Raw genomic sequence first — 25,853 nt, 5'->3', positions numbered from 1 at the left:
GCGGCAGCTCTTATCGTTAAGCAAGGCGCAAACCTCTAGCGGCTTGCCGCGCGGAAGGCGAGATGTCCTGACCCCCTCCCGTTCGGGCGCGGAAGGGTCTATGTGGCCGCCATGAACGCCCATGTGATGCCCCCCGTCGCCGGACTGCGACCCGCCCTGTCGCAGGACTGGGATACGCTCGATCACGGCAAGTTCGCCGATGAACCGACCCGCCTCGCCGGCCTCCTGGCCGCTGCCACCCTGGACGGCCCCACCCGCGCCGCCGTCGTGGCCGACGCCGTCGCCCTGGTCGAACACGCCCGCCTGAGCCAGAAGAAACAGGGCGTCGTCGAAAGCTTCCTGCAGGAGTTCAGCCTGGGCACCCGCGAGGGCCTGGCCCTGATGTGCCTGGCCGAGGCCCTGCTGCGCACGCCGGACGAGGACACGCGCGACCGGCTGATCGCCGAGAAGATCGGTTCGGCCGACTGGGCCAGCCACTTGGGCCAGTCCGACAGCCTGTTCGTCAACGCCTCGACCTGGGGCCTGATGCTGACCGGTCGGCTGGTGGATGCCGACGAACAGGCCAAGCGCGACCTGCCGGGCTTCCTCACCCGCGTCGCCGGCCGTCTAGGCGAACCAGTCATCCGCCAGGCCGTGGCCGCCGCCGTCCGCATCATGGGCGAGCAGTTCGTGGTCGGCCGCACGATCGAGGCGGCGCTGAAGCGGTCGAACAAGGAAGGCTGGCTGTGCAGCTTCGACATGCTGGGCGAGGGGGCCCGCACCGCCGCCGACGCCGAACGCTACGAAAAGATCTACGCCGATGCCATCACGGCCGTCGGCAAGACGGCCAAGGGGCAGGGGCCCGAGGTCGGCCACGGCGTCTCGGTCAAACTGTCGGCCCTGTCGCCTCGCTATGAGGCCACGCACGAGGATCGGGTCTGGACCGAACTCTATCCCCGCGTGCTGCGCCTGGCCCGGATCGCCGCCGCCGCCGACATCAACTTCACCATGGACGCGGAAGAGGCCGACCGCCTGGCCCTGTCGCTGAAGCTGCTGGACCGGCTGGCGCACGAGCCGTCGCTGGGCGACTGGACCGGCCTCGGCCTCGCGGTCCAGGCCTATCAGAAGCGCGGGCCCGAGGTCATCGCCCGCGTCGCCGACCTGGCCCGTGCCAGCGGCCGTCGCCTGATGGTCCGACTGGTCAAGGGGGCCTATTGGGACACCGAGATCAAGCGCGCCCAGGTCATGGGTCGCACCGACTACCCGGTCTTCACCACCAAGGCCGCGACCGACCTGAACTACCTCGTCTGCGCCCGCGCCATGATCGACGCGGCCCCGCACCTCTATTCGCAGTTCGCCACCCACAACGCCCACTCCCTGGCCGCCGTGCACCGCATGGCGAAGGATGCGGGCGTCAAGATCGAGTTCCAGCGCCTGCACGGCATGGGCGAGGCCCTGTACGAGGCCGCCGCCGAAACCTTCGGGCCCATGATCGTCCGCGCCTACGCCCCCGTCGGCGGGCATGAGGACCTGCTGCCCTATCTGGTCCGCCGCCTGCTGGAGAACGGCGCCAACTCCTCCTTCGTCCATGCCCTGCTGGACGAGCGGGTGCCCGCTTCCGCCGTCGCCGCCGACCCCATCGCCGTGGTCGAGCTGGCACCCGACCGTCACGCCAGGATCCCGCCCCCCAAGGACATGTATATGGACCGCCAGAACTCGCTCGGCCGCGACTATTCCCAGAAGGCCGACCGCGAGCGCCACGCCGCCGCCCTGTCCCGGGTCGATGCCGAACGCTTCCTGTCCGGCCCCCTGATCGAGGGTGGTCTGGCCGCCGGGGAAAACCCCCGCGACGTCACCAACCCCTGGGACCGGACCCAGGTCATCGGTCGGGTTTCGGAGGCCACGACCGAAGACGTCGACCACGCCGTCGACCGGGCGCAGCGGGCGCAAGTCGCCTGGGATCGCGCCGGTGGATCGCGCCGCGCCCCGGTCCTGCGCGCCATGGCCGACGCGCTGGAGGCCGACATGGACCGTCTCGTCGCCCTGCTGTGCCGCGAGGCGGGCAAGACGCTGAACGACGGCGTGGCCGAGGTGCGCGAGGCCGCCGACTTCTGCCGCTACTACGCCATGCTGGCCGAGAAGGATTTCGGCGGTCCCGTGAGCCTGGCCGGGCCGGTGGGCGAGACCAACCGGCTGGTCCTGCACGGACGCGGCGTCTTCGCCTGCATCAGCCCGTGGAACTTCCCCCTGGCCATCTTCACCGGCCAGATCGCCGCGGCCCTCGCGGCCGGCAACGCCGTCCTGGCCAAGCCGGCGGAACAGACGCCCCTGATCGCCGCCGAGGCCGTGCGTCTGTTCCACGCGGCCGGATTGGACGCCGACCTGCTGGCCCTCGTGCCCGGTCGGGGCGAGACCGTGGGCGCGGCCTTGGTCAGCCACCCCGGCATCGACGGCGTCGCCTTCACCGGCGGCACCGACACGGCCGCCGCCATCAACCGCGCCATCGCCGCCCGCCCCGGCCCCATCCTGCCCTTCATCGCCGAGACCGGCGGGCTGAACGGCATGTTCGTCGACACCACGGCCCTGCGCGAACAGGTCATCGACGACGTCATCGGCTCCGCCTTCGGCAGCGCCGGCCAGCGCTGCTCGGCCCTGCGCATCCTCTATGTGCCCCGCGACTCGGCCGACAGCGTGATCGAGGGGCTGAAGGGCGCCTTGGCGGCCCAGGTCGTGGGCGACCCCGCCGATCCGTCCACGGACATCGGCCCCGTCATCGACACCGAGAGCCGACAGGCGCTGGAGGCCCACATCGGCCGCCTGACCCGGGACGCCAGGATCCTGGCCCGCGCCGCCATGCCCACGGGGGCCGAGCGCGGCGACCTGTTCGCCCCGACGATCGCCGAGATCCCGACCCCGGACTATCTGGAGCGCGAGGTCTTCGGCCCCATCCTCCACATCTACCGCTACGACCCCGCCGACCTGAAGTCCGTCGCCGGCAAGCTTGCGGCGCGCGGCTATGGCCTGACCCTGGGCGTCCACAGCCGTATCGAGGCCTTCGCCGAGGAGGTCGTCTCCCTGGTCCCCGCCGGCAACGTCTACATCAACCGCGGCGTCACCGGCGCGGTGGTCGGGGTGCAACCGTTCGGCGGCGAGGGCCTGTCCGGCACGGGGCCCAAGGCGGGCGGGCCGAACAGCCTGATCCGCTATGCGTCGGAAAAGGCGATCAGCAATAACATCTCGGCCCAGGGCGGGGACCCGGCGCTGCTGAACCTGTGACCAAGGCGCCGACCTGAGGGTCGGCGCGCCTTCCGCGCGTGCCGATCAGCTCGGGAGCGTGGCCGCCACCGCGACGAACTCGGCCTGGCGGCCGGTCGCCGACTTGGCCAGCAGCGCGCGCAGATGCGCCCGGGCCGTTGTCATCCTGACTCCCCGGGCGTGGGCATGCGCCTCCAGGGTCATGCCGCGCAACAGCGCCAGGGCGAGGGCCCGCTCCGCCGACGTCAGCCCGAACGCGGTCGCGGCCGCGCCGGCCTGGCGCGCCGCGTGGCCTTGAACGTCGCGAATGCGTAGGATTGCCAATGGTCGCCCACCGCCCCCACGGAAGGGATCGATCGCGATGCGCCAACCGACCGTGCCGTCCGGACCCAGGATCGCCCGGGATGTTCCGACCGGGAACCGTGACGTCGCGGCCGCCACGGCCTCACGCAGCGCCCGATCGTCTTCGGCACCCTTCAGCCTGAGGCGACCGGTCGCCTCGCGGCTGAAGGGCATGCCCGCCTCGGTCTGCGCCGCAGGATTGCGCCAGACGACGGTCGCCAGCCTGTCCACGATCAGCACCGCATCCGGCGAACTCGCGCTCACGCTTTCGGCCACGGCCAGCTTTTCGCCCAGCAGCGTCATCCGCCAGCGCGCCCTGACCATGCGCGACAGATAAGGCTGGGCGGCCTGCAACAGGCGCTCGTCCGCCTCTTCGAACGCCGGTTGGGACCGCACCCGCTGGATGCCGATCCCGGTCAGTTCGCGGCCGTGCGGCGTGGTCAGCATCACGCCCAGGCAATGAAAGACGTTCTTTCCGCTGGGCCTGATGAAGTCGTTGTACAGCTCGCTGTCCGCCATCTCGGCCTGGCTGACCAGGCGTTCGCAGTTGATCGCCACATCCAGCGGGGCCAGGACGCTGCGTTGACGCCACAGGTCGTGTTTGTGGTAATATTCCTCATACGGAGCGATATGCTCGGCCATCTGGAAGGCCGACCCGATGGTCACGGTCCCGTCGGCGGCGTGATTTAGGGTCCAGCTCGTCACGGCATCGAAACAGAGGCTGAGCCGCCCTGCTAACAGGCGGTGCGCCTCGTCATCGACCGTCGCCTCCAGCGCGGCCTCCGTCATCGCTTTCAAACGGTCCATCGCGTCCCCACGAGGGTGGAAATAACATTGTTTTTCCGCCTCGTTCAAATGAACGATGTGCGTCGGAAGCGGCGATGGCATCCGTGCGGGCGCGGTGGTTAACGCCGCCAACCTCCCCACATAGCCTGCCCCGCCGGCTGGCCCGTATAAGGAAGACCGATCATGCCGACCGTCAATGTCACGGCCCAAGATCAAGGTTGGTACGCCGGGTCCATCCACGGCTCTGGTAACACAAACTACGTGACCGGAGAGTTCGGGGCTGGCGAATACCGAAGCTTCTTCGTTTTTGATTTGACCGGCCTTGCCGAAACAGTTCGGTCGGCACGGTTCGTGGTCAATGCCGAAACGATCGCCACCTTTGATGATTTTGAAGTTCTCCGACTGTTCTCCGTGGACCGAACAGGCGCCGCGAGCCTGATCGCTGGGACCGCCGGCCTCGATGGTTTCGCGGATTTGGCCGATGGCACCCTGTTTGGCAGCCTCATTGTCAGGAGAACCGATGGCGGACGCTTAGTCGAAATCGAGCTGAATGCTGCCGCATTGGCCCAGATAAACGCGAACCTGGGCGGCGTCTTTTCGCTTGGTGGTTCCCTGCGCGACATCGGTTTGGGCGGGACTGAAGAGTATTTCGGCGGCTTTTCCGGCACGCAGTTCGCACGCCTTATGCTGGACACGACCGGGACACCTCCGACACCAACGCCGACGCCCAACTTTGTTTCTCTAACCAGCGGCGTGACTGTCCCGATCTCGCTCGCCGAGGGCAATCTGGGGACCACCGACTTCACCTTCACGATCAGTCGGTCCGGCGACATGACCGCGACGCTGACGGTGGACTGGGACGTGGACGGACTGGGTCTGGTCAATCCCGCCGATGGCGCGGACTTCATCGGCGGCGTGCTGCCCGGTGGCACGGTGACCTTCAGTCCGGGCGAAACGACCGAGACCATCACGGTTCGGGTGGCGGGGGATCGCGCCGTCGAACGGGACGAAAACTTCGTCCTGCGTCTGTCGGATGCCCGGACGACCGGAACCGCGGGCGTGAGCCTCGGCCAGGGCACGGCGAACGGACGAATCTACAACGACGATGTTCAGGGCTATCTACGGATATCCCCCACCTACCAGACCATGGTGGAGGGCCACGTCGGTCTCAGCAATTTCGCCTTCACCCTGAGCCGCACGGGCGATCTGTCTCAGGCCATGACGGTGACCTATGTCGTCCGGGCCCCGGGCGCGGGCAATGGCGACGTGCTGGCCGACGCCGCTGACATCGTGGGTGGCGCGTTCCAGATCCGCACGGCCGTGATCCCGGCCGGAGCGTCGTCGGTCGCAATCGTGGTGCAGACGACGGCAGACCGGATCGTCGAACCGCACGAGACGTTCACTGTCCAGATCACCGGCTTCACGGGCGGCGACCCGACCACGATCATCTCCACCCCCGACGCCACCGGCCGCATCTTCAACGACGACGGCTTCCCGCCGGTGATCCCGCCCGGACTGTCGGCAGGCGCGTTCGGCGACCCCCACCTCATCACGCTCGACGGCCTCGGATACGATTTTCAGGCGCACGGCGAGTTCATTCTGATCGAGACCGTGCCGGGCGCGACCGATCCGTTCCAGGTGCAGGTCCGTTTCGAACCTGCGGAGGGCTCCGACCTCGTCAGCGTCACGACCGGCGTGGCGACCGAGATCTACGGACAGCGGATCGTGATCGACGTCAACGGCTCGGACCTCGTCAGAATCGACGGCGTGGCGGTGTCGTTGCTCGGCGCGCCGCTGGACCTGAGCGGCGACGGCCAGGACGACCTGTTCTTCGACGGCAGCCAAATCGTCGTGGTTTTCCCGGGTGGCGACCAGCTCCACGTGGCGGTCTTCGACGGCTTCGTGAACACCGGTGTCTTCCTGACCACCGCCCATCTCGGACAGGTCCGGGGTCTTCTGGGCGACGGCGACGGGGACGGCACCCGCAGCGACGACTTCGCGCTGCGCGACGGCACGCTTTTGGCCCAACCGCTTGATTTCGACACCCTGTACGGCGCTTTTGCCGATAGCTGGCGGGTGACCCGCTCTGATTCCGGCCAGGACAACGCCTCGCAGTTCGATTATGCGGCCGGCCAGAACACCGAGGACTTCACCGATACCAGCTTCCCTGGCGTCCAGCTGACGCTGGCGGACCTTCCGGCGGACCTCCGGGCGGCGGGCGAGGCGGCGGCCGACGCGGCCGGTATCACCGACCCCCTGCTGCGCGAGGCGGCCATTCTCGACTTCGCCCTGACCGGCGACGACCAGTTCGCCGCCGGCGCCGGTGCCGTGGTCGCCGTACCGCAGGTAACCCTCGTCACGGAGAACGCGCCGACGCTAGGTGAGATCATTGGGGTAACGGCGGGCGTGGCGCAGGTCACCGAGGGCGGCTCGGGCACCCAGGGCCTAAACTTTACCGTCTATCGACTGGGCGACACGGCGGGAGAGACGACGGTCACCTACGCCTTCGCGGGGACGGGCATCGACGCGGCGGACTTCCAGGACTCGACCGCCCTCAGCGGCGCGATCATCTTCGCCGACGGTGAGACGTCCAGGACCCTGACGCTGAACCTCGCCGGCGATCTGACGGTCGAGGACGACGAAGCCATCCGGCTGACGATCGTCGCGCCGACCGACGTGATGGTCGCCTCGCCCTTCGCCCAGACGGTAGTCCTCAATGACGACAACACCGCGCCGATCGCGGTCAACGACGCCTTCGTGACCCTGCCCGGCGAGGCCGTATCCGGTGACGTGCGGGCCAACGACTCCGATCCGGACGGCGATCCGCTGAACGTCACGCTGGTCACCGGCCCGGCCTCCGGCACCCTCGTCCTGAACGACTCGGGCAGCTTCACCTACACTCCGAACGCCGGCTTCGTCGGAACCGATACCTTCATCTACAGCGTGTTCGACGGCCAGGTTCTGGCCCAGGCCACGGCGTCGATCGCTGTGACGGCACCAGGGGGCGGCACCACCGGGGACGACATTCTGAACGGCACCGCCGGCGATGACACCCTCGACGGCGACGCCGGCGACGACACCCTGAACGGCGGCCCAGGGGACGACATCCTGTCGGGTGGTACCGGCTTCGACGCCGCCAGCTATGCCGGGGCGACTGCGGGCGTCACGGTCGATCTGTGGCTGGATCAGCGCCAGGATACCGGCGGCGGCGGGTTCGACACCCTGCGTGCCATCGAGGGCGTCATCGGGTCCGACCACGCCGACACCCTGCGCGGCAATGCCGGCACCAATACCCTGATCGGCGGGGGCGGAAACGACGTGCTGGACGGCGGCGCGGGGGTGGATCGGCTAGAGGGCGGCACCGGTGACGACACCTATGTGATCGACACGCCCCAGGACCAGATTGTTGAAGGGGCCGGTGAGGGCATCGATACGGTTGAAAGCTATCAGACCTATACGCTGGGCGAGAACCTTGAAAACCTGACCCTCCTGTGGGGCGGCGACTCCTTCGGCTACGGCAATGCGCTGGACAACAGGATCCGCGGCAACACCGGAGCCAACAGTCTGTTCGGCTACAACGGCAGGGACCTCCTCGAGGGCGGAGCCGGGAACGACACGATCAACGGCGGGGGCGGCGACGACACCTTGAACGGCGGCCCGGGGGATGACGTCCTGCTAGGCGGCAGCGGGATCGATACCGCCAGCTACGCCGGGGCGAGCTCGGGCGTTACGGTCGATCTGTGGCTGGATCAGCGCCAGGACACCGGCGGCGGCGGGTTCGACACACTGCGCGCGATCGAGGGTGTCACGGGGTCGGACTACGCCGACATGCTACGCGGCAACGCCGCTGCCAATACCCTGATGGGCGGCGGCGGAAACGACGTCCTCAACGGCGGCGCGGGAGTGGACCGGCTGGAGGGCGGCACGGGCGACGATACCTATGTGATCGACATGCCTCAGGATCAAATCGTCGAAGGGGCCGGCGAAGGCATCGACACCGTCCAGAGCTATCAGACCTATGCGCTCGGGGATGACCTGGAGAACCTCGTCCTCCTGTGGGCCGGCGACTCCTCCGGCTTCGGGAATGCGCTCGACAACAGCCTTGTCGGCAACACCGGCGCGAACCGCCTGTTCGGCCGCGGGGGGCGTGACACCCTGGAGGGAGGCGACGGCGCCGACCGTCTCGAAGGGGGCAACGGGGCGGATGTGCTGGTCGGCGGCACCGGCGCGGACACCTTCGTGTTCCGTACCGTGTGGGAAACGGCCAAGGGGGACGGCGACTGGATCATGGACCTTGAAGCCGGGGACCAGGTCGACCTGTCTGCCATCGACGCCAACCGCACCGTGGCGGGCGTTCAGACCTTTTCCTTGGTCGATGCGTTCACGCGGAACGCGGGCGAGATTGTCGTCAGCCTCGATACCATGGGCAATACGATCGTCAGCCTGGATGACAACGGCGACGGCTGGGCCGACGGAACCCTATCCATCGCCGGCGCTCACCTCGCGACGGTCAATGATTGGCTTTTGATCTAGGCGCTGCAGGGAACGTGCGATCCCCCGGGAGCCGGGAGGCCACCACCTCGCCTCGCTCGCTCGACGGCTTCAACGCTGCGGAGGTCTGGGGCGGATCAGCCCGCCCAGCCCCCCGCCCGGCTGAGCGCGCTCGGCACCGGGCGACCGATCGTCTCGCCGATCCATCGCGCGGTCCGGATCAGGGCGTCCAGGTCGTAACCGGTCGCATAGCCGGCCCGCTCCAGCATATAGACCAGGTCCTCGGTCGCCACATTTCCCGTGGCCCCGGGGGCGAAGGGACAGCCGCCGATGCCGCCGACCGAGGCGTCCAGCACATCGATCCCGGCCTCGATCGCGGCATGGGCATTGGCCAGGCCGGTGTTGCGCGTGTCGTGGAAATGCAGGCGCAGGGTCGCGTCCGGGGCCGTGGCCCGTGCCGCCTCGATCTTGCGGCTCACGCTCCACGGGTCGCCGACGCCAATGGTGTCGGCGAGGCCGATCTCGGCGACCCCCAGGGCGGCGAGTTCGCCGACCCGGTCCGCCACCTGGCTCACCGAGACCTCGCCGTCGAACGGACAGCCCCACACACAGGACAGGGTCGCCGACAGGGCCGGGACGGGGGTGTCGGCCCCGTCCGAATTGTGCCGCCGGGCCAGGATGTCGGCCAGCATGGCGACCTGGTCGCGCACGCCCAGCCCCTGGTTCTTCAGCCCGAACCCCTCGGTCACCGACAGGGAGACGTTGACCTCGTCGACCCCGGTGCCCAGGGCCCGGTCATAGCCCTTGGCGTTCAGCACCAGGCCGATGCGGCGATGGTCTGGCGACGGTGGCAGGGCCGCCATCACCGCCTCCGCCCCGGCCATCTGCGGCACCCGGCCGGGATGGACGAAGCTGACCGCCTCGATCCGCCGCGCCCCGGCCGCCTCCAGCCTCAGGACCAGGTCGGCCCGGACGGCGGGGTCCAGGATCGCCGCCTCGTTCTGCAATCCGTCGCGGGGGCCGACCTCGACGATCTGGATCGGACGCGGGCTCAAGACCGGGGCTCCGGGACGGTGCCCGGCGGGGCATAGACGGTCAGGCGGACGTCGTCGCCGGTCGAATAGTTGTGGCCCGTCACCACCTCGACCGCGCGGCCGGGCACTCCGGTCGTCGCCGTGGCGGCGCGAAAGGCGTCGGCGTCCCGGGCCTCGACGATGGCGGGCCGGCCCTCGGCCAGGGCCCGCGCGGCCCCGGTGGCGTCGGTCAACTGGGTGTCGCGCCCGACCAGGAAGACGAAGCTCGGCTCGTGGAAGGTGGTGATGGCGACCGGCCCGGGCACCAGTCCCTGGGCCGGCTCCAGCCCGTGTTTCTGCAGCGCCGCCTCCAGCCGCGGCGCGATGGCCAGGGGACGCAGCTGCCGGATCGTGCCGGCCAGGCCAGCATGCGCTAGGACGCCGAAGGCGATGGCGATCACCAGCCCCGTCACCGCCGCGCGGTTGAGCAGCAGGAAGCCGCCGATCAGGGCCGCCATCCCCGCGCAGACGATGGTGATATTGGCCCAGGTCTGCGCCGTGGTCGTGCCGAAAGCGGTCAGGCCATAGACGGTGATGCCGCTGACCAGCACCGCCGCGACCACCGCCAGGGCGGCCCCGGACCAGCGCGAGGCCAGGCCGATCGGCCGAGTCAGGGCGGCGGCCATCAGCAAGGCGATCGCCCCGAACGTCGGCAGCGTATAGTGGAACAGCTTGGTCGGGGTGGCCTCGAAGATCAGCCAGGCCGGCACCAGCCAGCAGACCAGGAACCGGATCGCCGGCTCGCTCCGTCGACTCCAGGCCGTCGACAGGGCGGCGGGCAGCAGCAGGGTGGCCGGGAACAGCAGCAGGGGCGACAGCAGCAGATAGTAGCCGGGCCAGGCCCCGTGGCTCTCCTGGCCGCTGACGACCTTGGACGCCATGTCGCCGACCAGGGCCTCGCGCCAGAAGCCGCCGTCGGTGGCGATGGTCACGGCGATGGCCCAGGGGCCGACGATCAGCGCCACCAGCGGAATGCCCCAGCCCCAGCCCAGCCGCTTCAGCCAGGCCCAGCGCCGGTCCCACAGCGACAGGGCGATGACCGCCGGCACGACGACCAGCAGGCCGATCGGCCCCTTGATCAGGATCGACAGCCCCAGCCCCAGCCACAGCATCAGCTTGTAGGGTCTCTGCGTCGGATCGCCCTTGATCAGGGGCCCCACCTTCGACGCCATGTACAGCCGCGCCAGGCCCGCCATGGCCAGGGTCACCGACCCGCACAGCATGGCGTCGGTCTTGGCGATGCCCGCCTCGGACGACAGCAGGAAGCTGGTCCCCAGGATGGCACCGGCCAGGAAGCCCGCCCGCGCCCCGAACAGCGCCGACCCCATCCAGGCGCAGGTCCAGGCCGCCAGCATGGCTCCCAGCAGCGAGGGCAGGCGGTACGGGGCGATGTCCCGGCTCTCGACCGAGGAGGTCAGGGCGACGGCCGCCGCCTGCATCCAGTAGATGCCGACCGGCTTCTTCCAGCGCGGCTCGTCCTGGAAGCGGATGTCGACATAGTCGCCGCTTTCCAGCATCTGCGAGGTGGCCTGGGCATAGCGGCTCTCGTCCCGGTCCAGCGGGGGCAGCAGCAGCAGCGACGGCAGCCCCGCGATCATCGCCAGCAGCGCCGCCAGCAGCGGGCCGCGCCAGCCGGCGAGGTAACGGTCGAGGTCGGGTCGGGTCATCCGGACTTGCTAACACGAAGATCGACGGGGCGTCATAGAGCAAGCGGCGTACGACGCTTCGCGATCCCCCGACGGCAGGACATGGTGCAAACGGGCGATTTGCGGCTAGACAGCACCGATGAGCAACGTCGCGACCCCCGAAATCTCCGTCGTCGTCCCGGTCCACAACGAGGCCGGGGCCGCCGGCCCCCTGGCGCGCGAGATCGCCCGCGCGTTCGCCGGGCGGTCGTACGAGATGATCTTCGTCGACGACGCCAGCCGTGACGCGACCCTGGCCGAACTGAAGGCCCTGGGCGCGGAACTGCCGACCCTTCGCGTGCTGGCGCATCAGAGCAATGCGGGCCAGAGCCGGGCGGTCCGCACCGGGGTGCTGGCCGCGCGGGGCGCGATCATCGTCACCCTCGACGGCGACGGTCAGAACCCGCCCGCCGACGCCCCGGCCCTGGCCGACGCCCTGATCGCCGCCCCGCCGTTGGTCGCCCTGGTCGGCGGAGTGCGTCAGAAGCGGCAGGACTCGGAGGCCAAGCTGTGGGCCTCACGCTGGGCCAACCGCATCCGCAAACGGCTGCTGGGCGACGACGCCGACGACACCGGCTGCGGGCTCAAGGCCTTCCGCCGCGAGGCCTTCCTGCGGCTGCCCTATTTCGATCACGTCCACCGCTACCTGCCGGCCTTGATGATCCGCGAGGGGTACGAGAACCGCTACCTGCCGATCAGCCATCGCCACCGCGAGACGGGCCAGTCGAAATACACCAACTGGGGGCGGCTGCGCGCCTCGGTCACCGACCTGCTGGGCGTGATGTGGCTGAAATCACGCTCCCGCCGTCCCGGGACCGTGACCGAGGTCTAGGCGGGCCACCGAGGCCGGTTCGGGCGTAGCCGTGCCGTGCGATCCGGGGTAAACGTCCTTAACAAGCTCGGCTGTCGAAGCGCGAAGGACCGACCCATGCTGATCGCCCTGCCTCTGCTGGTCATCCCCGTCATCCTGTACAACATCGTCGTGGTTTTCGGGGCCGGCGGCGGCGGCCTGGCGGCGGCGGACGACACCCTACGCCAGTCGCTGTTCTCGATCCCCATGACCTCAGGGGCCAGCTGGAACATCGGCATCGGTGACATGATCCTGTTTCTGTCGCTGATCCTGCTGTTCTTCGAACTGCTGAAGTCGACCTCCAGCCAGAAGGTCGCCATCGTCAACCACGCCCTGTCGATGGTGGTGTTCGTCGTCTGCCTGGTGGAGTTCCTGCTGGTCCGCGGCTTCGCCACCTCGACCTTTTTCCTGATCATCACCATGGTGATGCTGGACGTGCTGGCCGGCTTCATCGTCACCATCATCTCGGCCCGCAAGGACCTCGACTTCGGCGGCGGGCACTAGATCAGGGCGGTGAAGAGCAGCGAGACGACGATCACGTCGAAGGCGCGGGCGGCGAGCGAGAAGGTCATGGCACGGTCCGAGAGGCGACAGTTGGCCGGCGGACTGCAAGGGTCGGGCCAGTCGGGCCCCGCGCCTCAGATATCGGTCTTCTTGACCAGGCCCGACGGCGGACGGCGGTCGTTCTCGCCGGAATATTCATTGCCCAGATAGCTGGCGCGGGCCGAGTTCATCAGCGGGGGGCCGGCCTTCAGGCCCCGGCGCTGACCCTTCTGGCCCATCAGCTGGGCGGAAAAGGCGGCGGCCAGATCAGCGGGGGCGATCGGATCGGCAGGGCTTGCCGGGTCCGGCATGCTGTCGACGACCGGAAGGGTCGCCACCACCAGGGCGCGGCTGGCCGAGGCGACCCGTCGTTCCGCGGCGTCGCGGCGCTGGGCGGCGCGTCGATCGCGTTCGCCGACGGGAGGGATCGGCCGGACGCCGTCGGTCACGGCTTGTCCTGATCGGCTGGGGCGGCGGCCAGCCTGGCGATCTGGGCCTGCATCGCGTCCATCTGTCTGCGCATCTCCTCCAGGGGGTCGGAGGCGGGCGCATCCGGTGCCATGGCGGGGGCGGGGGCGGGCTCTCCGGCCGGACGGGCGTAGGAGAAGGCCGGGAACATCTTCATGGCGTTCTCGAACATGGCCATGTTCTGCTTGACCGCCGCCTCCATCAGGGTGCCGCCCATCAAGCCGCCGGCGGGCGGCGTGCCAAAAGCCTTGGTCATCTGGTCGCGGAACTGCTCCTGCTGCCGCGAGAAGTTTTCCAGCGACATTTCCAGATAGCTGGGCAGGACACCCTCCATCTGACCGCCGTAGAAGCCGATCAGCTGGCGCAGGAACTGGACCGGCAGCAGGGCCTGGCCGCGGCTTTCCTCCTCGAAGATGATCTGGGTCAGAATCTGCCGGGTCAGTTCTTCGTTCGTCTTGGCGTCGAAGACCACGAAGTCGACGCCCTCGCGCACCATGACGGCCAGGTCCTCCAGCGTGACATAGGCGGAAGTGGAGGTGTTGTAGAGCCGCCGGTTGGCGTATTTCTTGATGACGACAGGCTCGCCGTTCCTGCCGCTGTCCTTGGTCTTGCCGCCTGGGGTATTGCTGTCCGCCACGGTTTGCGTCCTCGCTGTTACACCCCGTTATCCCGCAGTGCGAAGGCCGGCGCCAGTGTTGATATGACGGTTCGACGTCAGGTCAGACTGGGGGCCAGAACGACGCCGACCAGCACCGCCGCCCAGTGAACGCCGGCCCCGGCCACCACGAACCCATGCCAGATCGCCCGGCGGTACTTCACCTTGGGCGAAATGAAGATCAGCACGCCGGACGTATAGATCAGCCCGCCCAGCACCAGCAGACCCAGGGCAAGGGGGCTGACGGTTTCGATCATCGGCTTCAGCGCCAGGACCGCCAGCCAGCCGAACACGGCATACACGGCGCTCCAGAAGGCGTCCGAAATCCGCGGCGCGACCAGCTTGGCCGCCACGCCCCCGAAGGCGATGATCCAGACCGCCAGGGTGAATCCGACGGCCCAGCCGCCCTCGAACCGCTGGGTGGTGAAGGGGGTATAGCTGCCGGCGATCATCAGAAAGATCGCCGCCTCGTCCAGTCGGCGCAGCACGGGGCGCGCCCGGCACGGACGGGTCAGGTTGTAGACGGTCGAGGCCGTGAGCATGGCGATCAGGCACAGGGCATAGATGCCGGTCGCCGTGACCGCCCCCACCCCGCCATAGAGGGCAGACAGCACCGCCAGCACCAGGCCGCCGACCGCCGCCAGCGTCAGGCCGACGACATGGACGACCAGATCCGCCGTGTGTTCGGCGCGCGTCTCGTAATGCTCTTCCAGATCGATCTGATCGGGCGTGCAGATGCGGCGGGCATGGTGCTTCAGGATCTCGAGCATGGTCCCACAAACTCGGCAATTCCGTCTGTCGTTCCCTCTAGCATGGGCATCCCGGATGACTTTCGCCTGAACGCGGAAGGGTAGGGTGACGAAAGCCGCGCGATGCGGCAGAAACGCCACGAATTCCCGGTCGCCATTCCCGCGGCGGCCGGACCCTCTGTCAGAAAGCCTCGCCGCATGACCGACGTCGTCATCGTCTCCGCCGCCCGCACCCCGGTCGGATCCTTCCTGGGCGGCCTGTCGTCCCTGCCGGCCTCGAAACTGGGGGAAATCGCCATTCGGGCGGCGCTGGAGCGGGCCGGGGTCGATCCGGCCGAGGTGGACGAGGTCATCCTGGGCCATGTGCTTCAGGCCGCCGCCGGTCAGGGCCCGGCCCGCCAGGCCGCGATGGGGGCCGGCATCCCCAAGGAGACCCCGGCCTGGAGCCTGAACCAGATCTGCGGCTCGGGCCTGCGGGCGGTGGCGCTCGGCTATCAGCAGATCGCCCTGGGTGACGCGAAGATCATCGTCGCGGGCGGGCAGGAGAGCATGAGCCAGGCACCCCACGCGCAGAACCTGCGCGCCGGCCAGAAGATGGGCGACCTCGCTTTCACCGACACCATGATCAAGGACGGGTTGTGGGACGCCTTCAACGGCTACCACATGGGGCAGACGGCCGAGAACATCGCCGAGCGGTTCCAGATCAGCCGCGCCGATCAGGACGCCTTCGCCCTGGCCAGCCAGCACAAGGCCGAGGCGGCCCAGACCGCCGGCCGATTCGCCGACGAGATCGTCCCGGTCGTGATCGCCGGTCGCAAGGGGGAGGTCACGGTCGACCAGGACGAATACATCCGCCACGGCGCGACGCTGGAGTCGATGGAGAAGCTGCGTCCCGCCTTCACCAAGGACGGTACGGTCACGGCCGCCAATGCCTCCGGCCTCAATGACGGCGCGGCGGCCCTGGTGCTGATGTCGGCCGAGGACGCGAAGGCGAGGGGGCTGGAACCCCTGGCCACGATCCGGTCCTGGGCCACCGCCGGCGTCGATCCGGCGGTCATGGGCACGGGTCCGATCCCGGCCTCCAGAAAGGCGCTGGAGAAGGCCGGCTGGACCGTCGCCGATCTGGACCGGGTCGAATCCAACGAGGCCTTCGCGGCCCAGAGCCTGTGCGTGCTGCGCGAACTTGGCCTCGATCCGGACAAGGTCAACGTCAACGGCGGGGCCATCGCCATCGGCCATCCGATCGGGGCCTCCGGCGCCCGTATCCTGACCACCCTGCTGCATGAACTGAAGCGGTCGGGCGGCGCCCGGGGCCTGGCGACCCTGTGCATCGGCGGCGGCATGGGGGTGGCCATGTGCGTCGAACGGGTGTGATCGCGGGCTTTAGCGTCTAAGACACCGCCGATGACGACAACGCTCCTCTACGGCCGCCCGCCCCTGGTCTTCGATCCGCCCGGCGATGCCACCCAGACCTCGCCCCTGATCCCCGGCTCCACCGCGCTGGAAAGCCTGGCCGACGGCGCGGTCGAGACCGCCATGGTCTATGCGCCACCCGGCGTGCTGGAGCGGCGCTACACCCTGGCCCAGACCCTGAGGACGCTGAAGGTCGGCGGTCGCCTCGACGTGATGGCGGCCAAGGACAAGGGCGGATCGCGGTTGAAGAAGGAGCTCGAGGCCTTCGGGCTGGAGGTCGGCGAAAGCGCCAAGGCCCATCACCGTCGCTGCGTGGTGGTCAGGCCCGAGACCCTCGTCGGCATCGACGCCGCCATCGCCGCCGGGGCGCTGCAGCAGGTGGAGGGACTGGAGGCCTGGTCCCAGCCCGGTGTCTTCGCCTGGGACCGGATCGACGCCGGCTCGGCCCAGCTGGCCGCCCACATGCCGCCGCTGAAGGGGATAGGGGCCGACCTCGGCTGCGGCTACGGGGCCCTGGCGACGGTGGTGCTGCGCAGCCCGGCCGTCACCGCCCTGCGCCTGATCGACCTGGACCGCCGGGCGGTCGAGGCGGCCCGCAAGAATGTCGAGGATCCGCGCGCCAGTTTCGACTGGGCCGATGTCCGTCTGCTGGAGGCCGCGGGCGATCTCGACTTCATCGTCTGCAACCCGCCCTTCCACGACGGCGGGGCGGAGGACCGACGCCTCGGCCAGGCCTTCATCAAGAAGGGGGCCGAGATGCTGAAGAAGGGCGGCACCCTGTGGCTCGTCGCCAACCGGCACCTGCCCTATGAGGCCGAGCTGAAGGCGGCGTTCAAGCGGGTCACCCCGATCACCGACGGCGGTGGCTACAAGCTGTTCGAGGCGGTGAAGTGAGCAAGACCCCCACCAGCCGCGTGGACAAGCTGCTGGGTTCGATGGGCTATGGCTCGCGCACCGAGATCGCCCGGCTGGCCAAGGTCGGGGGCATCGTGTTGGACGGGGTCGATCTGTCCGACGTGTCGAAGCGGATCCCGGTGACCCCGGACCTGCCGACGCGGATGCAGGTGGACGGGCGGCCGCTCGATCCCCCCGCCGGTCTGCTGCTGATCCTGAACAAGCCGCTGGGCATGACCTGTTCGCACAAGGAGGACGGCGACCTGGTCTATGACGTCCTGCCCGAGCGCTGGCGTCGCCGCGACCCGGCCATATCGACCATCGGCCGGCTGGACAAACAGACCTCGGGCCTACTGCTGCTGACCGACGACGGCGACCTGCTGCACCGGGTCATCAGCCCCAAGCGCCATGTGGCCAAGGTCTATCGCGCCACCCTGGCCCGCCCCCTGGCCGGCACCGAGGGCGACCTGTTCGCCGCCGGCGGCCTGGTGCTGGAAGGCGAGGACAAGCCCCTGGCCCCGGCCGTGCTCGAAGTCCTGTCGCCGACCGAGGCCCGTCTGACCGTGACCGAGGGTCGCTACCACATGGTCCGCCGGATGTTCGCCGCCGTCGGCAACCACGTCGAGACCCTGGACCGCGAACGGGTCGGGGGGCTGGCCCTTCCCGACGACCTTGCTCGGGGGGCCTGGCGGCTGGCGACCGAGGCCGAGACGGCGGCCATCTTCGCCTGAGGCCAACTCGACAGGCGGACGGCAGATAGCTATTATGGCCACATGCCCTGCTACTCCGTCGCGGAAGCCAAGAACAACCTGCCCAAGCTCCTGGATCGGATGCTGGCGGGCGAGGAGGTGGTGATCACGCGCCGCGGCAAGCCGATCGCGCGATTGAACCCCGCCGTCGATGCCGAACCGCAAGGGGTCGTGATCGACCTGGCCTGGCTGGACTCGGTCCGCCCGCCCTCGCTGAAGCCCGACGATCTTGGCGATGCCGTCGCCGAGATGCGGGCGGAGTACAGGTATTGACGCTCTACGCGGACACGAGCGTCCTCGTTTCATCGATCAGCCCCGACGATCACACCCCGAGAGCACGGCGCTGGCTCGCAGGCTCCCCGCGTCTGATCGTCAGCGGTTGGACGGTGGCGGAGTTAGGCGCGGTTGTGCGCCGGCAGGTCCGTGTCGGCCGATTGGATCGTGACTCCGTCGCCATGGCCGAGACCGCCCTGCAGGCCATCGTGGATCAGCCAGGAGCCTTCCGGCCGGTCGTGGCGGCCGATGTGGTCGAGGCCGGCCATCTCGTGCGCCGTTACGAGCCGCTCCGCGCGCCCGACGCCCTGCATCTTGCGGTCGCGCTGCGCTTGGGATTTCCAATCGTGACGTTTGACACCGGACTGGCCGAGGCCGCCGAACAGGCCGGTATCGGGGCGGTGACCCCATGACCCGCGTCAAGATCTGCGGCCTGACCACGCCCGACACCCTGGACGCCGCCCTCGACCATGGCGCGGCCTTCGTCGGGGCCGTCTTCTTCGCCCGCAGCCCCCGCAACCTGTCGCCGGAGGACGCCCGGCCCCTGTTCGAGCGGGCCCGGGGCCGGGCCGGGATCGTGGCGGTGACGGTGGATGCGGCGGACGACCTGCTGGACCGGATCGGGGCCCATCTGCGGCCCGACTTCGTCCAGCTGCACGGCCATGAAACCCTCGCCCGCGCCCATGAGGTCCGGCGTCTGACGGGGGCCAAGCTCATCAAGGTCCTGTCGGTCTCGACCCCGGTGGACCTGGAGATCGCCGCCGACTGGGAGGATCACGTCGACCACCTGATGTTCGACGCCAGGCCGCCCGAGGGCTCCGACCTTCCCGGCGGCGTGGGCGCGACCTTCGACTGGGCCATGCTGAGCGGCCGGGCCTTTCGACACGACTGGTTCCTGGCCGGGGGGCTGACGCCGGACAATGCGGCCCAGGCTGCGGCGATCAGCGGCGCGCCCCTGCTGGACGTGTCCTCTGGCGTCGAAAGCGCGCCGGGTGTTAAGGACGCGGCCCGGATCGCGGCCTTCCTGAAGGCCGTGGCCTGATCGTTTTGCCCGCCGTCCCTTCGGCCCGCCCGCCTGAAAGCTGTCGCCCGTGAACGCCATCATCCCCAACGAATACGCCATGCCGGACGACGAGGGCCGGTTCGGTCCCTACGGCGGGCGCTTCGTGGCCGAGACCCTGATGCCGCTCGTGCTGGAGCTGAACCACGCCTATGAGCGGTGCAAGGCCGACCCGACCTTCCAGGCCGAACTCGACGACTATCTGACCCACTACGTCGGCCGGCCCAGCCCCCTCTATCTGGCCGAGCGCCTGACCGAGCACTACGGCACCGCCAACATCTGGTTCAAGCGCGATGAGCTGAACCACACGGGCGCGCACAAGATCAACAACTGCATGGGCCAGATCCTGCTGGCCATGCGGATGGGCAAGAAGCGCATCATCGCCGAGACGGGGGCCGGTCAGCACGGCGTGGCCACCGCCACCGTCTGCGCCCGCTTCGGCCTGCAGTGCGTGGTCTACATGGGTGCCGCCGACGTCCAGCGTCAGTCGCCCAACGTGTTCCGCATGAAGCTGCTGGGGGCCGAGGTCATCCCGGTCACCTCGGGTCGCGGCACGCTGAAGGACGCGATGAACGAGGCGATGCGTGACTGGGTCACCAATGTCGAGGACACCTACTACCTGATCGGTACCGCCGCCGGCCCGCACCCCTATCCGGCCATGGTCCGCGACTTTCAGAGCGTGATCGGCAAGGAGGCCAAGGTCCAGATGCAGGCCCGGCGCGGCAAGCTGCCGGACGCCTGCGTGGCCGCCATCGGCGGCGGCTCCAACGCCATCGGCCTGTTCCATCCGTTCATCGAGGACGCGGGCGTGCGCCTGATCGGCATCGAGGCCGCCGGGCGTGGTCTGGACGGCCCCGACCACGCGGCTTCGCTGCAGGGCGGCCGCCCCGGCGTCCTGCACGGCAACCGCACCTATCTGCTGCAGGACGACGACGGCCAGATCCTGGAGGGCCACTCCATCTCGGCCGGCCTCGACTATCCGGGCATCGGGCCGGAGCACGCCTGGCTCAAGGACATGGGTCGCGCCGAATACCGCGCCGCCACCGACGCCGAGGCCCTGGAGGCGTTCCAGCTGTGCGCCCGCCTTGAGGGGATCATCCCCGCCCTGGAACCCGCCCACGCCCTGGCCCGCATCGGCGAGATCGCGGTCGAGATCGGCAAAGGCGGCGACGTGGTGCTGAACATGTGCGGACGGGGCGACAAGGACATCTTCGCCGTGGCCCTGCACCTGGGCGTGGAGCTCTAAGCCATGACCACCGCACGCATCGACGCCCGCTTCGCCGCGCTGAAGGCCGAGGGCCGGGCCGGCTTCGTGGCCTATGTCATGGCCGGCGACCCGAGCCGGGATCAGGCCCTGGAGATCCTGCGCGGCCTGCCCGCCGCCGGGGCCGACATCATCGAACTGGGCTTTCCGTTCAGCGACCCGATGGCCGAGGGACCGCCGATCCAGCGCGCGGCGCTGCGCGGCCTGAAGGCGGGTCTGACCCTGCGCGGCACGCTGGACCTGGCCCAGGCCTTCCGCGAGGGCGACGCCGACACACCCCTGATCCTGATGGGCTATCTGAATCCGATCGAGAGCTACGGCTACGAGGCCTTCGCCCGCGACGCGGCGGCGGCCGGGGTGGACGGCTGCATCGTCGTCGACTGCCCGCCGGAAGAGGCCGACCCCCTGACCGACGCCCTGGACGCAGCCCACGTCTCCCTGATCCGTCTGGCCACCCCGACGTCGGACGACGCCCGGCTGGAGGTCATCGCCCGCCGCACCTCGGGCTTCGTCTACTACGTCTCCGTCGCCGGCGTGACCGGGGTCAAGGAGGCCCAGTCGGCCTCCGTCGCCCCCGCCGTCGAACGCGTCCGCCGCGCCTCGGGCCTGCCCGTCGCCGTCGGCTTCGGGGTCAAGACGCCGGAACGCGCCGCCGAGATCGCCCGCGTCGCCGACGCCGTCGTGGCTGGCTCCGTTCTGGTCGACGAGGTCGCGGCCGCCCTGGAGGCCGGCGCGCCGGTCGCCGCCCGCGTCCTGGCCAAGGTCAAGGCCCTGGGCGATGCCGTGCGCGGTGCGCGCGTGGGCGAAACCGTCTAAGAGACCCCCATGCCCGACAAGACCCCTCCCAAAGCCCTCCAGGAAAAGCGCGGCGGCTGGCTCAGCCGCTTCGCCCCGGGCGTGCGCAAGATCGTCAGCCGGCGCGAGACGCCGGACAATCTGTGGGTCAAGGATCCCGACAGCGGCGACATGCTGTACCGCCCCGATCTGGAGACCGCCCTGTGGGTGACCCCGTCGGGCCGCCACATGCGGATCAATGCCGCCAAACGGCTGGGCTACACCTTCGACGGCGGCGAGTATGAGCCGATCGCCTCGCCCGAGGTGGCCGAGGACCCGCTGAAATTCTCGGACGGCAAGCCCTATCGCGAGCGGCTGATCGCGGCCCGCAAGGCCACCGGCCTGAAGGACGCCATGTCGATCGGCTTCGGCGACATCGGCGGCACCCCGGCCGTGGCGGTGGTCCAGGACTTTTCCTTCATGGGCGGCTCGCTGGGCATGGCGGCGGGCGAGGGCTTCATCGCCGCCGCCCGCGCCGCGATCGCGCGCGAGGTGCCCCTGGTCTGTTTCACCGCCGCGGGCGGCGCGCGGATGCAGGAGGGGGCCCTGTCCCTGATGCAGATGGCGCGCACCACCCTGGCGGTTCAGGAGCTGAAGGACGCGCAACTGCCCTATGTCGTGGTCCTGACCGATCCGACGACCGGCGGGGTCACGGCCAGCTACGCCATGCTGGGCGACGTGCATCTGGCCGAGCCCGGGGCGCTGATCGGTTTCGCCGGTCCGCGCGTCATCGAGACCACCATCCGCGAGAAACTGCCGCCCGGCTTCCAGCGATCGGAGTACCTGCAGGAGAAGGGCATGGTCGACCGCGTGGTCGCCCGCGCCGACCTGCCCGAGACCCTGGGCAAGATCCTGTCGATGCTGATGGGCGGACGGCGTCAGGCGGCCTAGGCGCGCCTCCAGAACGGCCAGTCGATCACCTCGCCGACCCACAGCGCCCACCAGACGATGACCGGCTGAAACAGCAGGCGCGGGCCGTGATAGGCCCAGCCCAGCAAGGGCTGGGCGCGGTCCAGGTCGATCTGAGCGTGATGGATGTTCGCGGGGAACACGCAGATCGCATAGAGCGCCAGACCGATGCCCGCCGCCTTGCGCGCACGTGGAATGATGAGCCCCACCGCCCCGGCGATCTCGGCCAGTCCGGTCAGCAGGATGACCTGTCGCCCGTAAGGCACCCAATTCGGTGCGATGTCCATGAACGGCTCGGTGACCGCCAGATGTAGGATCCCGGCGACGAGGAAGATCGTGGCCAGAAGCCAGCGGAACAGCATACGGATCGTCATTCGATCAGCTTACGCCCTCCCTTCGCGACCGCGACAGGGTAAAGACAGCGCATGGATCCCGTCTCCGCCCGCCTGTTGGCCCGTCACCCGCAGAAGATCGATCTGTCCTTGGACCGCATGCGCACGCTGTGCGCCGTCCTGGGCCAGCCCCAGATGCAGCTGCCGCCGGTGGTCCATGTCGCCGGGACCAATGGCAAGGGCTCGACCATCGCCTTCCTGCGCGCCATGGCCGAGGCGGCCGGACTGAAGGTCCACACCTATACCTCGCCGCATCTGGTGCGGTTCAACGAGCGCATCCGGCTGGCGGGCGCGCTGATCTCCGACGAACGGCTGTCGGCCGTCCTGGACCGGATCGAGGCCGTGCGGGGCGTCGAGGCGACGGTGTTCGAAAGCACCACCGCCGCCGCCTTCGTCGCCATGTCCCAGGTCCCGGCCGACCTGGCCATCGTCGAGGTCGGGCTGGGCGGGAGCCTGGACGCGACCAACATCATCGACCGGCCGCTGCTCAGCGTCATCGCCCCCATCGACTACGACCACGCCGAGTTCCTGGGCACGGCGATCGAGGGCATCGCCGGCGAGAAGGCGGGCATCCTGAAGGCCGGGGCGCGGGGCATCGTGGCGCGTCAGAGCGAGGCGGCCATGGCGGTGATCGAGGCGCGCGCCGCCTCGGTGCTGACGCCCCTGACGGTCATGGGCACCGACTTCGACGCCTGGGCCGAGCGCGGCGGCATGGTGTTCCAGGATCAGGAGCGGTTCCTCGACCTGCCCGCGCCCGGCCTGCGCGGCCCGCACCAGATCGCCAATGCGGGTCTGGCCGTGGCCGTGGCGTTGGAGCTGGATCTGCCGGAGACGGCGATCGCGGCGGGGGTGGCGGGGGCGACCTGGCCGGCGCGGATGCAGCGGTTGAGCGCCGGACCCTATGGCGCGATGGCGCGGGCGGCCGAGGCGGAGCTGTGGCTGGACGGGGGGCACAATCCGCATGCCGCCCGCGCCCTGGCCGAGACCCTGGCCGAGCGCCAGGCCAAGGCCCCCCGGCCCCTGGCCCTGATCGTCGGCATGCTGGCCAATAAGGACCACGCCGGCTTCTTCGAGGCGCTGCGGGGGTCGCAGGCCCATGTCTTCACCGTCGGCTTCGAGGGGGCCGCGGCCGACCCCTCGGCCCTGGCGGCGGTCGCGCGTGGCCACGGCCTGGGGGCCCAGAGCTCCTCCTCCGTCGAGGCGGCGCTGAGCCGGGCGCTGCGGCTGGGGGCGGGCCGGGTGGTCATCTGCGGCTCCCTGTACCTGGCCGGCGAGGTGCTGGGGGCGTCGGAAGAGACGTCGCCGACCTAAGTCCTTCCCCCGCCCTTCGCGGGGGAAAGCCGTCCGTCTTCGAGCGAAGCGAGAACAGGACGGATGGGGGAGCCTGTTCTTCCTTTCACCAAGGCAAGCTAAACTTCCCCCATCGGCCCTGGATCGCTTCGCGATCGACGGGCCGCTTTCCCCCATGAAGAATGGGGGAAGGGCTTCGCTAGCCTTTCCGCAGCCCCGTGATCGTCCGGTTCGGGGCGATGTCCTCGGCCGAGGTGATCAGGTGGATCAGCGCCGGCCGGTCGCGCGTCGCCTCGCGGGCCGCCTGAAGCGCGGCGGGGAAGGCCTCTGTGGTGTCGCAGCGGACGGCGAAGGCCCCGAAGGCCTCGGCGTATTTGACGAAGTCGGGGTTCGTCAAATCGGTGGCCATGATCCGGCGGGGATAGTGCCCCTCCTGGTGCATGCGGATCGTGCCATAGGTGGCGTTGTCGACGACGATGACCAGGGTGTTGATGCCGTGCTGGACGGCCGTGGCCAGCTCTTGGCCGGTCATCAGGAAGTCGCCGTCCCCCGCAACGCAGATGACCTCCCGATCGGGATACAGGGACTTGGCCGCGACGGCGGCGGGATAGCCATAGCCCATGGCCCCCGAGGTCGGGGCCAGCTGGGTGCGGCAGGCCCGGTGGCGGTAGAAGCGGTGCAGCCAGGCGGCGAAATTGCCCGCGCCATTGGTGACCATGGCGGTCGGCGGCAGGACCTCGCCCAGGTGCGCCATGCACTCCGACATATTGACCGCGCCGGTGACCGGCACCGGCGTCGAGAAGGCCTGGTAGTGGGCGTGGGCGGCCTGAGCCTGCTCATGCCAGGCGCGACCGGGCTCCAGCGTCGCCAGGGCGTGGGCGGCCAGGCTGTTGTCGGCACAGGCCGAGATCAGCGGCGTCCAGACCCGCCCAAGCTCCTCCGGCCCCGGATGGATGTGGACCAGGGTCCGGGCCGTGTGGTCGCGGGTGAACAGGGTATAGCCTTGGGTCGGGTTCTCGCCCAACCGGGCCCCGACGGCGATCAGCAGGTCGGCGTCCTTGGCCCGCTTCATCAGCTCCGGATTGCAGCCCAGGCCGAGGTCGCCGGCATAGTTGGGCCGGTCGTTGGACAGGATGTCCTTCCTGCGGAACGACAGGGCGACGGGCAGGCCGAGACGCTCGGACCAGTCGCCGATCGCCGCGGCGGCTTCCTCGGTCCAGCCCGACCCGCCCAGCACCAGCAGGGGGCGTTCGGCCTGAGACAGGCGCTCGCCCAGATCGGTCAGGAAGGCCGGGTCCAGACCGGCCCTGGCCGGCACTACCGGGCGCAGCGGTTCCGCCCCGCCGGCCTCATGCAGAAGGTCCTCGGGCAGGGCGATGACGACCGGTCCCATCCGCCCCTGCAGGGCGGTGGCGAAGGCGCGCTCGACGATCTCGACGGTGCGCTCGGGGCTTTCGATCTCGGTCGCCCATTTGGCCAGACCGCCGAACACCTCGCGGTAGTCGACCTCTTGGAACGCCCCCCGGCCCCGGTCGGTCAGGGCGATCTGGCCGACGAACAGGATCATCGGCGTCGAGTCCTGATGCGCCGTATGGACGCCGATCGAGGCGTGGGTGGCCCCCGGACCCCGCGTGACCATGCAGATGCCGGGCCGGCCGGTCAGCTTGCCATAGGCCTCGGCCATGTTGGCGGCCCCGGCCTCGTGGCGGCAGGTGACGACCTCGATCTCCGGGTGGTCGACCAGGGCGTCCAGCACGGCCAGATAGCTCTCGCCCGGCACGCAGAAGACCCGTGTCACGCCGTTCAGCGCAAGGGTCTCCACCAGGCGGCGGGCGGCGGTTCCGGCGGGTTGGGCGCGGGTGTCGGTCATGCGCTCAGACCTATCAGATTGGGGCTGCG

At 69.6% G+C, this 25,853-nt stretch carries 22 protein-coding genes; 14 read left to right on the top strand and 8 right to left on the bottom strand.

Annotated elements, in window-relative coordinates; all coding sequences use genetic code 11:
- Positions 1 to 111: 111 nt before the first annotated feature.
- On the top strand, positions 112 to 3,255 hold the full coding sequence (putA, locus tag BZG35_RS15985; RefSeq protein ID WP_150126157.1) for a bifunctional proline dehydrogenase/L-glutamate gamma-semialdehyde dehydrogenase PutA: 3,144 nt from the start codon (positions 112 to 114) through the stop codon (positions 3,253 to 3,255).
- Positions 3,256 to 3,300: 45 nt separating this feature from the next.
- Here the strand turns inward: putA and BZG35_RS15980 are convergent, their stop codons facing one another.
- Positions 3,301 to 4,383, bottom strand: a complete 1,083-nt coding sequence (locus tag BZG35_RS15980) for a hypothetical protein (RefSeq protein WP_077357162.1) — start codon at positions 4,381 to 4,383, stop codon at positions 3,301 to 3,303.
- A 162-nt stretch (positions 4,384 to 4,545) separates the two neighbouring features.
- Here BZG35_RS15980 and BZG35_RS15975 point away from each other — a divergent pair, with 162 nt between their 5' ends.
- A complete protein-coding gene (locus BZG35_RS15975; protein ID WP_077357160.1) occupies positions 4,546 to 8,895 on the top strand; it encodes an Ig-like domain-containing protein in 4,350 nt (1,449 codons plus the stop codon).
- Between the two features lie 95 nt (positions 8,896 to 8,990).
- Here the strand turns inward: BZG35_RS15975 and BZG35_RS15970 are convergent, their stop codons facing one another.
- Positions 8,991 to 9,908 carry a hydroxymethylglutaryl-CoA lyase gene (locus BZG35_RS15970; RefSeq protein ID WP_077357158.1) on the bottom strand — a complete coding sequence of 306 codons (918 nt, stop codon included), beginning with the start codon at positions 9,906 to 9,908 and terminating at the stop codon, positions 8,991 to 8,993.
- Positions 9,905 to 11,593: a glycosyltransferase family 39 protein gene (locus BZG35_RS15965; RefSeq protein WP_077357156.1), complete on the bottom strand. Its 1,689-nt coding sequence runs from the start codon at positions 11,591 to 11,593 to the stop codon at positions 9,905 to 9,907. The genes BZG35_RS15970 and BZG35_RS15965 overlap by 4 nt, the downstream gene beginning before the upstream one ends.
- Before the next feature lie 118 nt (positions 11,594 to 11,711).
- On the opposite strand from BZG35_RS15965, the gene BZG35_RS15960 reads away from it, so the two are divergent.
- Both BZG35_RS15960 and BZG35_RS15955 read left to right on the top strand, forming a co-directional pair.
- On the top strand, positions 11,712 to 12,443 hold the full coding sequence (locus tag BZG35_RS15960) for a glycosyltransferase family 2 protein (protein WP_077357154.1): 732 nt from the start codon (positions 11,712 to 11,714) through the stop codon (positions 12,441 to 12,443).
- A gap of 96 nt (positions 12,444 to 12,539) precedes the next feature.
- Positions 12,540 to 12,965: a hypothetical protein gene (locus tag BZG35_RS15955; protein WP_077357152.1), complete on the top strand. Its 426-nt coding sequence runs from the start codon at positions 12,540 to 12,542 to the stop codon at positions 12,963 to 12,965.
- A gap of 134 nt (positions 12,966 to 13,099) precedes the next feature.
- On the opposite strand, the gene BZG35_RS15950 is transcribed toward BZG35_RS15955, so the two are convergent.
- The 3 genes from BZG35_RS15950 to BZG35_RS15940 all read right to left on the bottom strand — a co-directional run bounded on the left by BZG35_RS15950 (position 13,100) and on the right by BZG35_RS15940 (position 14,897).
- Positions 13,100 to 13,453, bottom strand: a complete 354-nt coding sequence (locus BZG35_RS15950; RefSeq protein ID WP_077357150.1) for a hypothetical protein — start codon at positions 13,451 to 13,453, stop codon at positions 13,100 to 13,102.
- Positions 13,450 to 14,109: a polyhydroxyalkanoate synthesis repressor PhaR gene (gene phaR, locus BZG35_RS15945; protein ID WP_077357148.1), complete on the bottom strand. Its 660-nt coding sequence runs from the start codon at positions 14,107 to 14,109 to the stop codon at positions 13,450 to 13,452. Before phaR ends, BZG35_RS15950 begins: the two co-directional genes overlap by 4 nt.
- Positions 14,110 to 14,186: 77 nt before the next feature.
- The gene (locus BZG35_RS15940; protein ID WP_077357146.1) at positions 14,187 to 14,897 is read right to left on the bottom strand and encodes a hemolysin III family protein; all 711 of its coding nucleotides are present in this window, start codon (positions 14,895 to 14,897) and stop codon (positions 14,187 to 14,189) included.
- A 177-nt stretch (positions 14,898 to 15,074) separates the two neighbouring features.
- Between BZG35_RS15940 and BZG35_RS15935 the strand changes: the two genes are divergently transcribed.
- The 9 genes from BZG35_RS15935 to BZG35_RS15895 all read left to right on the top strand — a co-directional run bounded on the left by BZG35_RS15935 (position 15,075) and on the right by BZG35_RS15895 (position 22,254).
- On the top strand, positions 15,075 to 16,250 hold the full coding sequence (locus tag BZG35_RS15935) for an acetyl-CoA C-acetyltransferase (RefSeq protein WP_077357144.1): 1,176 nt from the start codon (positions 15,075 to 15,077) through the stop codon (positions 16,248 to 16,250).
- Positions 16,251 to 16,280: 30 nt separating this feature from the next.
- The gene (locus BZG35_RS15930; RefSeq protein WP_077357142.1) at positions 16,281 to 17,183 is read left to right on the top strand and encodes a class I SAM-dependent methyltransferase; all 903 of its coding nucleotides are present in this window, start codon (positions 16,281 to 16,283) and stop codon (positions 17,181 to 17,183) included.
- Entirely contained in the window at positions 17,180 to 17,914 is a 735-nt protein-coding gene (locus tag BZG35_RS15925; protein WP_171981985.1) for a pseudouridine synthase, read from the top strand. Before BZG35_RS15930 ends, BZG35_RS15925 begins: the two co-directional genes overlap by 4 nt.
- A 42-nt stretch (positions 17,915 to 17,956) precedes the next feature.
- Positions 17,957 to 18,205, top strand: a complete 249-nt coding sequence (locus BZG35_RS15920) for a type II toxin-antitoxin system Phd/YefM family antitoxin (RefSeq protein ID WP_077357140.1) — start codon at positions 17,957 to 17,959, stop codon at positions 18,203 to 18,205.
- Positions 18,202 to 18,618: a type II toxin-antitoxin system VapC family toxin gene (locus tag BZG35_RS18050; protein ID WP_171981984.1), complete on the top strand. Its 417-nt coding sequence runs from the start codon at positions 18,202 to 18,204 to the stop codon at positions 18,616 to 18,618. Before BZG35_RS15920 ends, BZG35_RS18050 begins: the two co-directional genes overlap by 4 nt.
- Positions 18,615 to 19,247: a phosphoribosylanthranilate isomerase gene (locus tag BZG35_RS15910; protein WP_077357136.1), complete on the top strand. Its 633-nt coding sequence runs from the start codon at positions 18,615 to 18,617 to the stop codon at positions 19,245 to 19,247. The genes BZG35_RS18050 and BZG35_RS15910 overlap by 4 nt, the downstream gene beginning before the upstream one ends.
- A 79-nt stretch (positions 19,248 to 19,326) precedes the next feature.
- Positions 19,327 to 20,511 (top strand): tryptophan synthase subunit beta, encoded by a 1,185-nt coding sequence (gene trpB, locus BZG35_RS15905; RefSeq protein WP_371454846.1) that lies wholly within the window; start codon positions 19,327 to 19,329, stop codon positions 20,509 to 20,511.
- Positions 20,512 to 20,514: 3 nt separating this feature from the next.
- Complete coding sequence (gene trpA, locus BZG35_RS15900; protein ID WP_077357132.1) at positions 20,515 to 21,345, top strand: tryptophan synthase subunit alpha; 831 nt, start codon at positions 20,515 to 20,517, stop codon at positions 21,343 to 21,345.
- 9 nt (positions 21,346 to 21,354) lie between these two features.
- Positions 21,355 to 22,254, top strand: coding sequence for an acetyl-CoA carboxylase carboxyltransferase subunit beta (locus BZG35_RS15895; RefSeq protein WP_077357130.1), 900 nt, complete (start codon positions 21,355 to 21,357; stop codon positions 22,252 to 22,254).
- Here BZG35_RS15895 and BZG35_RS15890 read toward each other — a convergent pair.
- On the bottom strand, positions 22,251 to 22,646 hold the full coding sequence (locus BZG35_RS15890; RefSeq protein WP_077357128.1) for a DoxX family protein: 396 nt from the start codon (positions 22,644 to 22,646) through the stop codon (positions 22,251 to 22,253). The genes BZG35_RS15895 and BZG35_RS15890 overlap by 4 nt on opposite strands.
- Positions 22,647 to 22,697: 51 nt before the next feature.
- Here BZG35_RS15890 and BZG35_RS15885 point away from each other — a divergent pair, with 51 nt between their 5' ends.
- Complete coding sequence (locus tag BZG35_RS15885) at positions 22,698 to 23,975, top strand: folylpolyglutamate synthase/dihydrofolate synthase family protein (protein ID WP_077357126.1); 1,278 nt, start codon at positions 22,698 to 22,700, stop codon at positions 23,973 to 23,975.
- Between the two features lie 178 nt (positions 23,976 to 24,153).
- On the opposite strand, the gene BZG35_RS15880 is transcribed toward BZG35_RS15885, so the two are convergent.
- Entirely contained in the window at positions 24,154 to 25,824 is a 1,671-nt protein-coding gene (locus tag BZG35_RS15880; protein WP_077357124.1) for a thiamine pyrophosphate-binding protein, read from the bottom strand.
- Positions 25,825 to 25,853: the final 29 nt, after the last annotated feature.

The sequence above is a fragment of the Brevundimonas sp. LM2 genome (assembly GCF_002002865.1).
GTDB lineage: Bacteria > Pseudomonadota > Alphaproteobacteria > Caulobacterales > Caulobacteraceae > Brevundimonas.
Note: the sequence above shows the minus strand (reverse complement) of the source record. Positions and strands in the feature narration are given on the sequence as shown.

What these genes read in the sequence shown, in the direction of transcription:
- trpA (WP_077357132.1), top strand. Translation starts at nt 20,515, where the DNA reads ATGACCACCGCACGCATCGACGCCCGCTTCGCCGCGCTGAAGGCCGAG.
- BZG35_RS15935 (WP_077357144.1), top strand. Translation starts at nt 15,075, where the DNA reads ATGACCGACGTCGTCATCGTCTCCGCCGCCCGCACCCCGGTCGGATCC.
- BZG35_RS15930 (WP_077357142.1), top strand. Translation starts at nt 16,281, where the DNA reads ATGACGACAACGCTCCTCTACGGCCGCCCGCCCCTGGTCTTCGATCCG.
- BZG35_RS15910 (WP_077357136.1), top strand. Translation starts at nt 18,615, where the DNA reads ATGACCCGCGTCAAGATCTGCGGCCTGACCACGCCCGACACCCTGGAC.
- BZG35_RS15940 (WP_077357146.1), bottom strand. Translation starts at nt 14,897, where the DNA reads ATGCTCGAGATCCTGAAGCACCATGCCCGCCGCATCTGCACGCCCGAT.
- BZG35_RS15890 (WP_077357128.1), bottom strand. Translation starts at nt 22,646, where the DNA reads ATGACGATCCGTATGCTGTTCCGCTGGCTTCTGGCCACGATCTTCCTC.
- BZG35_RS15955 (WP_077357152.1), top strand. Translation starts at nt 12,540, where the DNA reads ATGCTGATCGCCCTGCCTCTGCTGGTCATCCCCGTCATCCTGTACAAC.
- BZG35_RS15975 (WP_077357160.1), top strand. Translation starts at nt 4,546, where the DNA reads ATGCCGACCGTCAATGTCACGGCCCAAGATCAAGGTTGGTACGCCGGG.
- BZG35_RS15885 (WP_077357126.1), top strand. Translation starts at nt 22,698, where the DNA reads ATGGATCCCGTCTCCGCCCGCCTGTTGGCCCGTCACCCGCAGAAGATC.
- trpB (WP_371454846.1), top strand. Translation starts at nt 19,327, where the DNA reads ATGCCGGACGACGAGGGCCGGTTCGGTCCCTACGGCGGGCGCTTCGTG.
- putA (WP_150126157.1), top strand. Translation starts at nt 112, where the DNA reads ATGAACGCCCATGTGATGCCCCCCGTCGCCGGACTGCGACCCGCCCTG.
- BZG35_RS15960 (WP_077357154.1), top strand. Translation starts at nt 11,712, where the DNA reads ATGAGCAACGTCGCGACCCCCGAAATCTCCGTCGTCGTCCCGGTCCAC.
- BZG35_RS15880 (WP_077357124.1), bottom strand. Translation starts at nt 25,824, where the DNA reads ATGACCGACACCCGCGCCCAACCCGCCGGAACCGCCGCCCGCCGCCTG.
- BZG35_RS15920 (WP_077357140.1), top strand. Translation starts at nt 17,957, where the DNA reads ATGCCCTGCTACTCCGTCGCGGAAGCCAAGAACAACCTGCCCAAGCTC.
- BZG35_RS15965 (WP_077357156.1), bottom strand. Translation starts at nt 11,593, where the DNA reads ATGACCCGACCCGACCTCGACCGTTACCTCGCCGGCTGGCGCGGCCCG.
- BZG35_RS15895 (WP_077357130.1), top strand. Translation starts at nt 21,355, where the DNA reads ATGCCCGACAAGACCCCTCCCAAAGCCCTCCAGGAAAAGCGCGGCGGC.
- BZG35_RS15980 (WP_077357162.1), bottom strand. Translation starts at nt 4,383, where the DNA reads ATGGACCGTTTGAAAGCGATGACGGAGGCCGCGCTGGAGGCGACGGTC.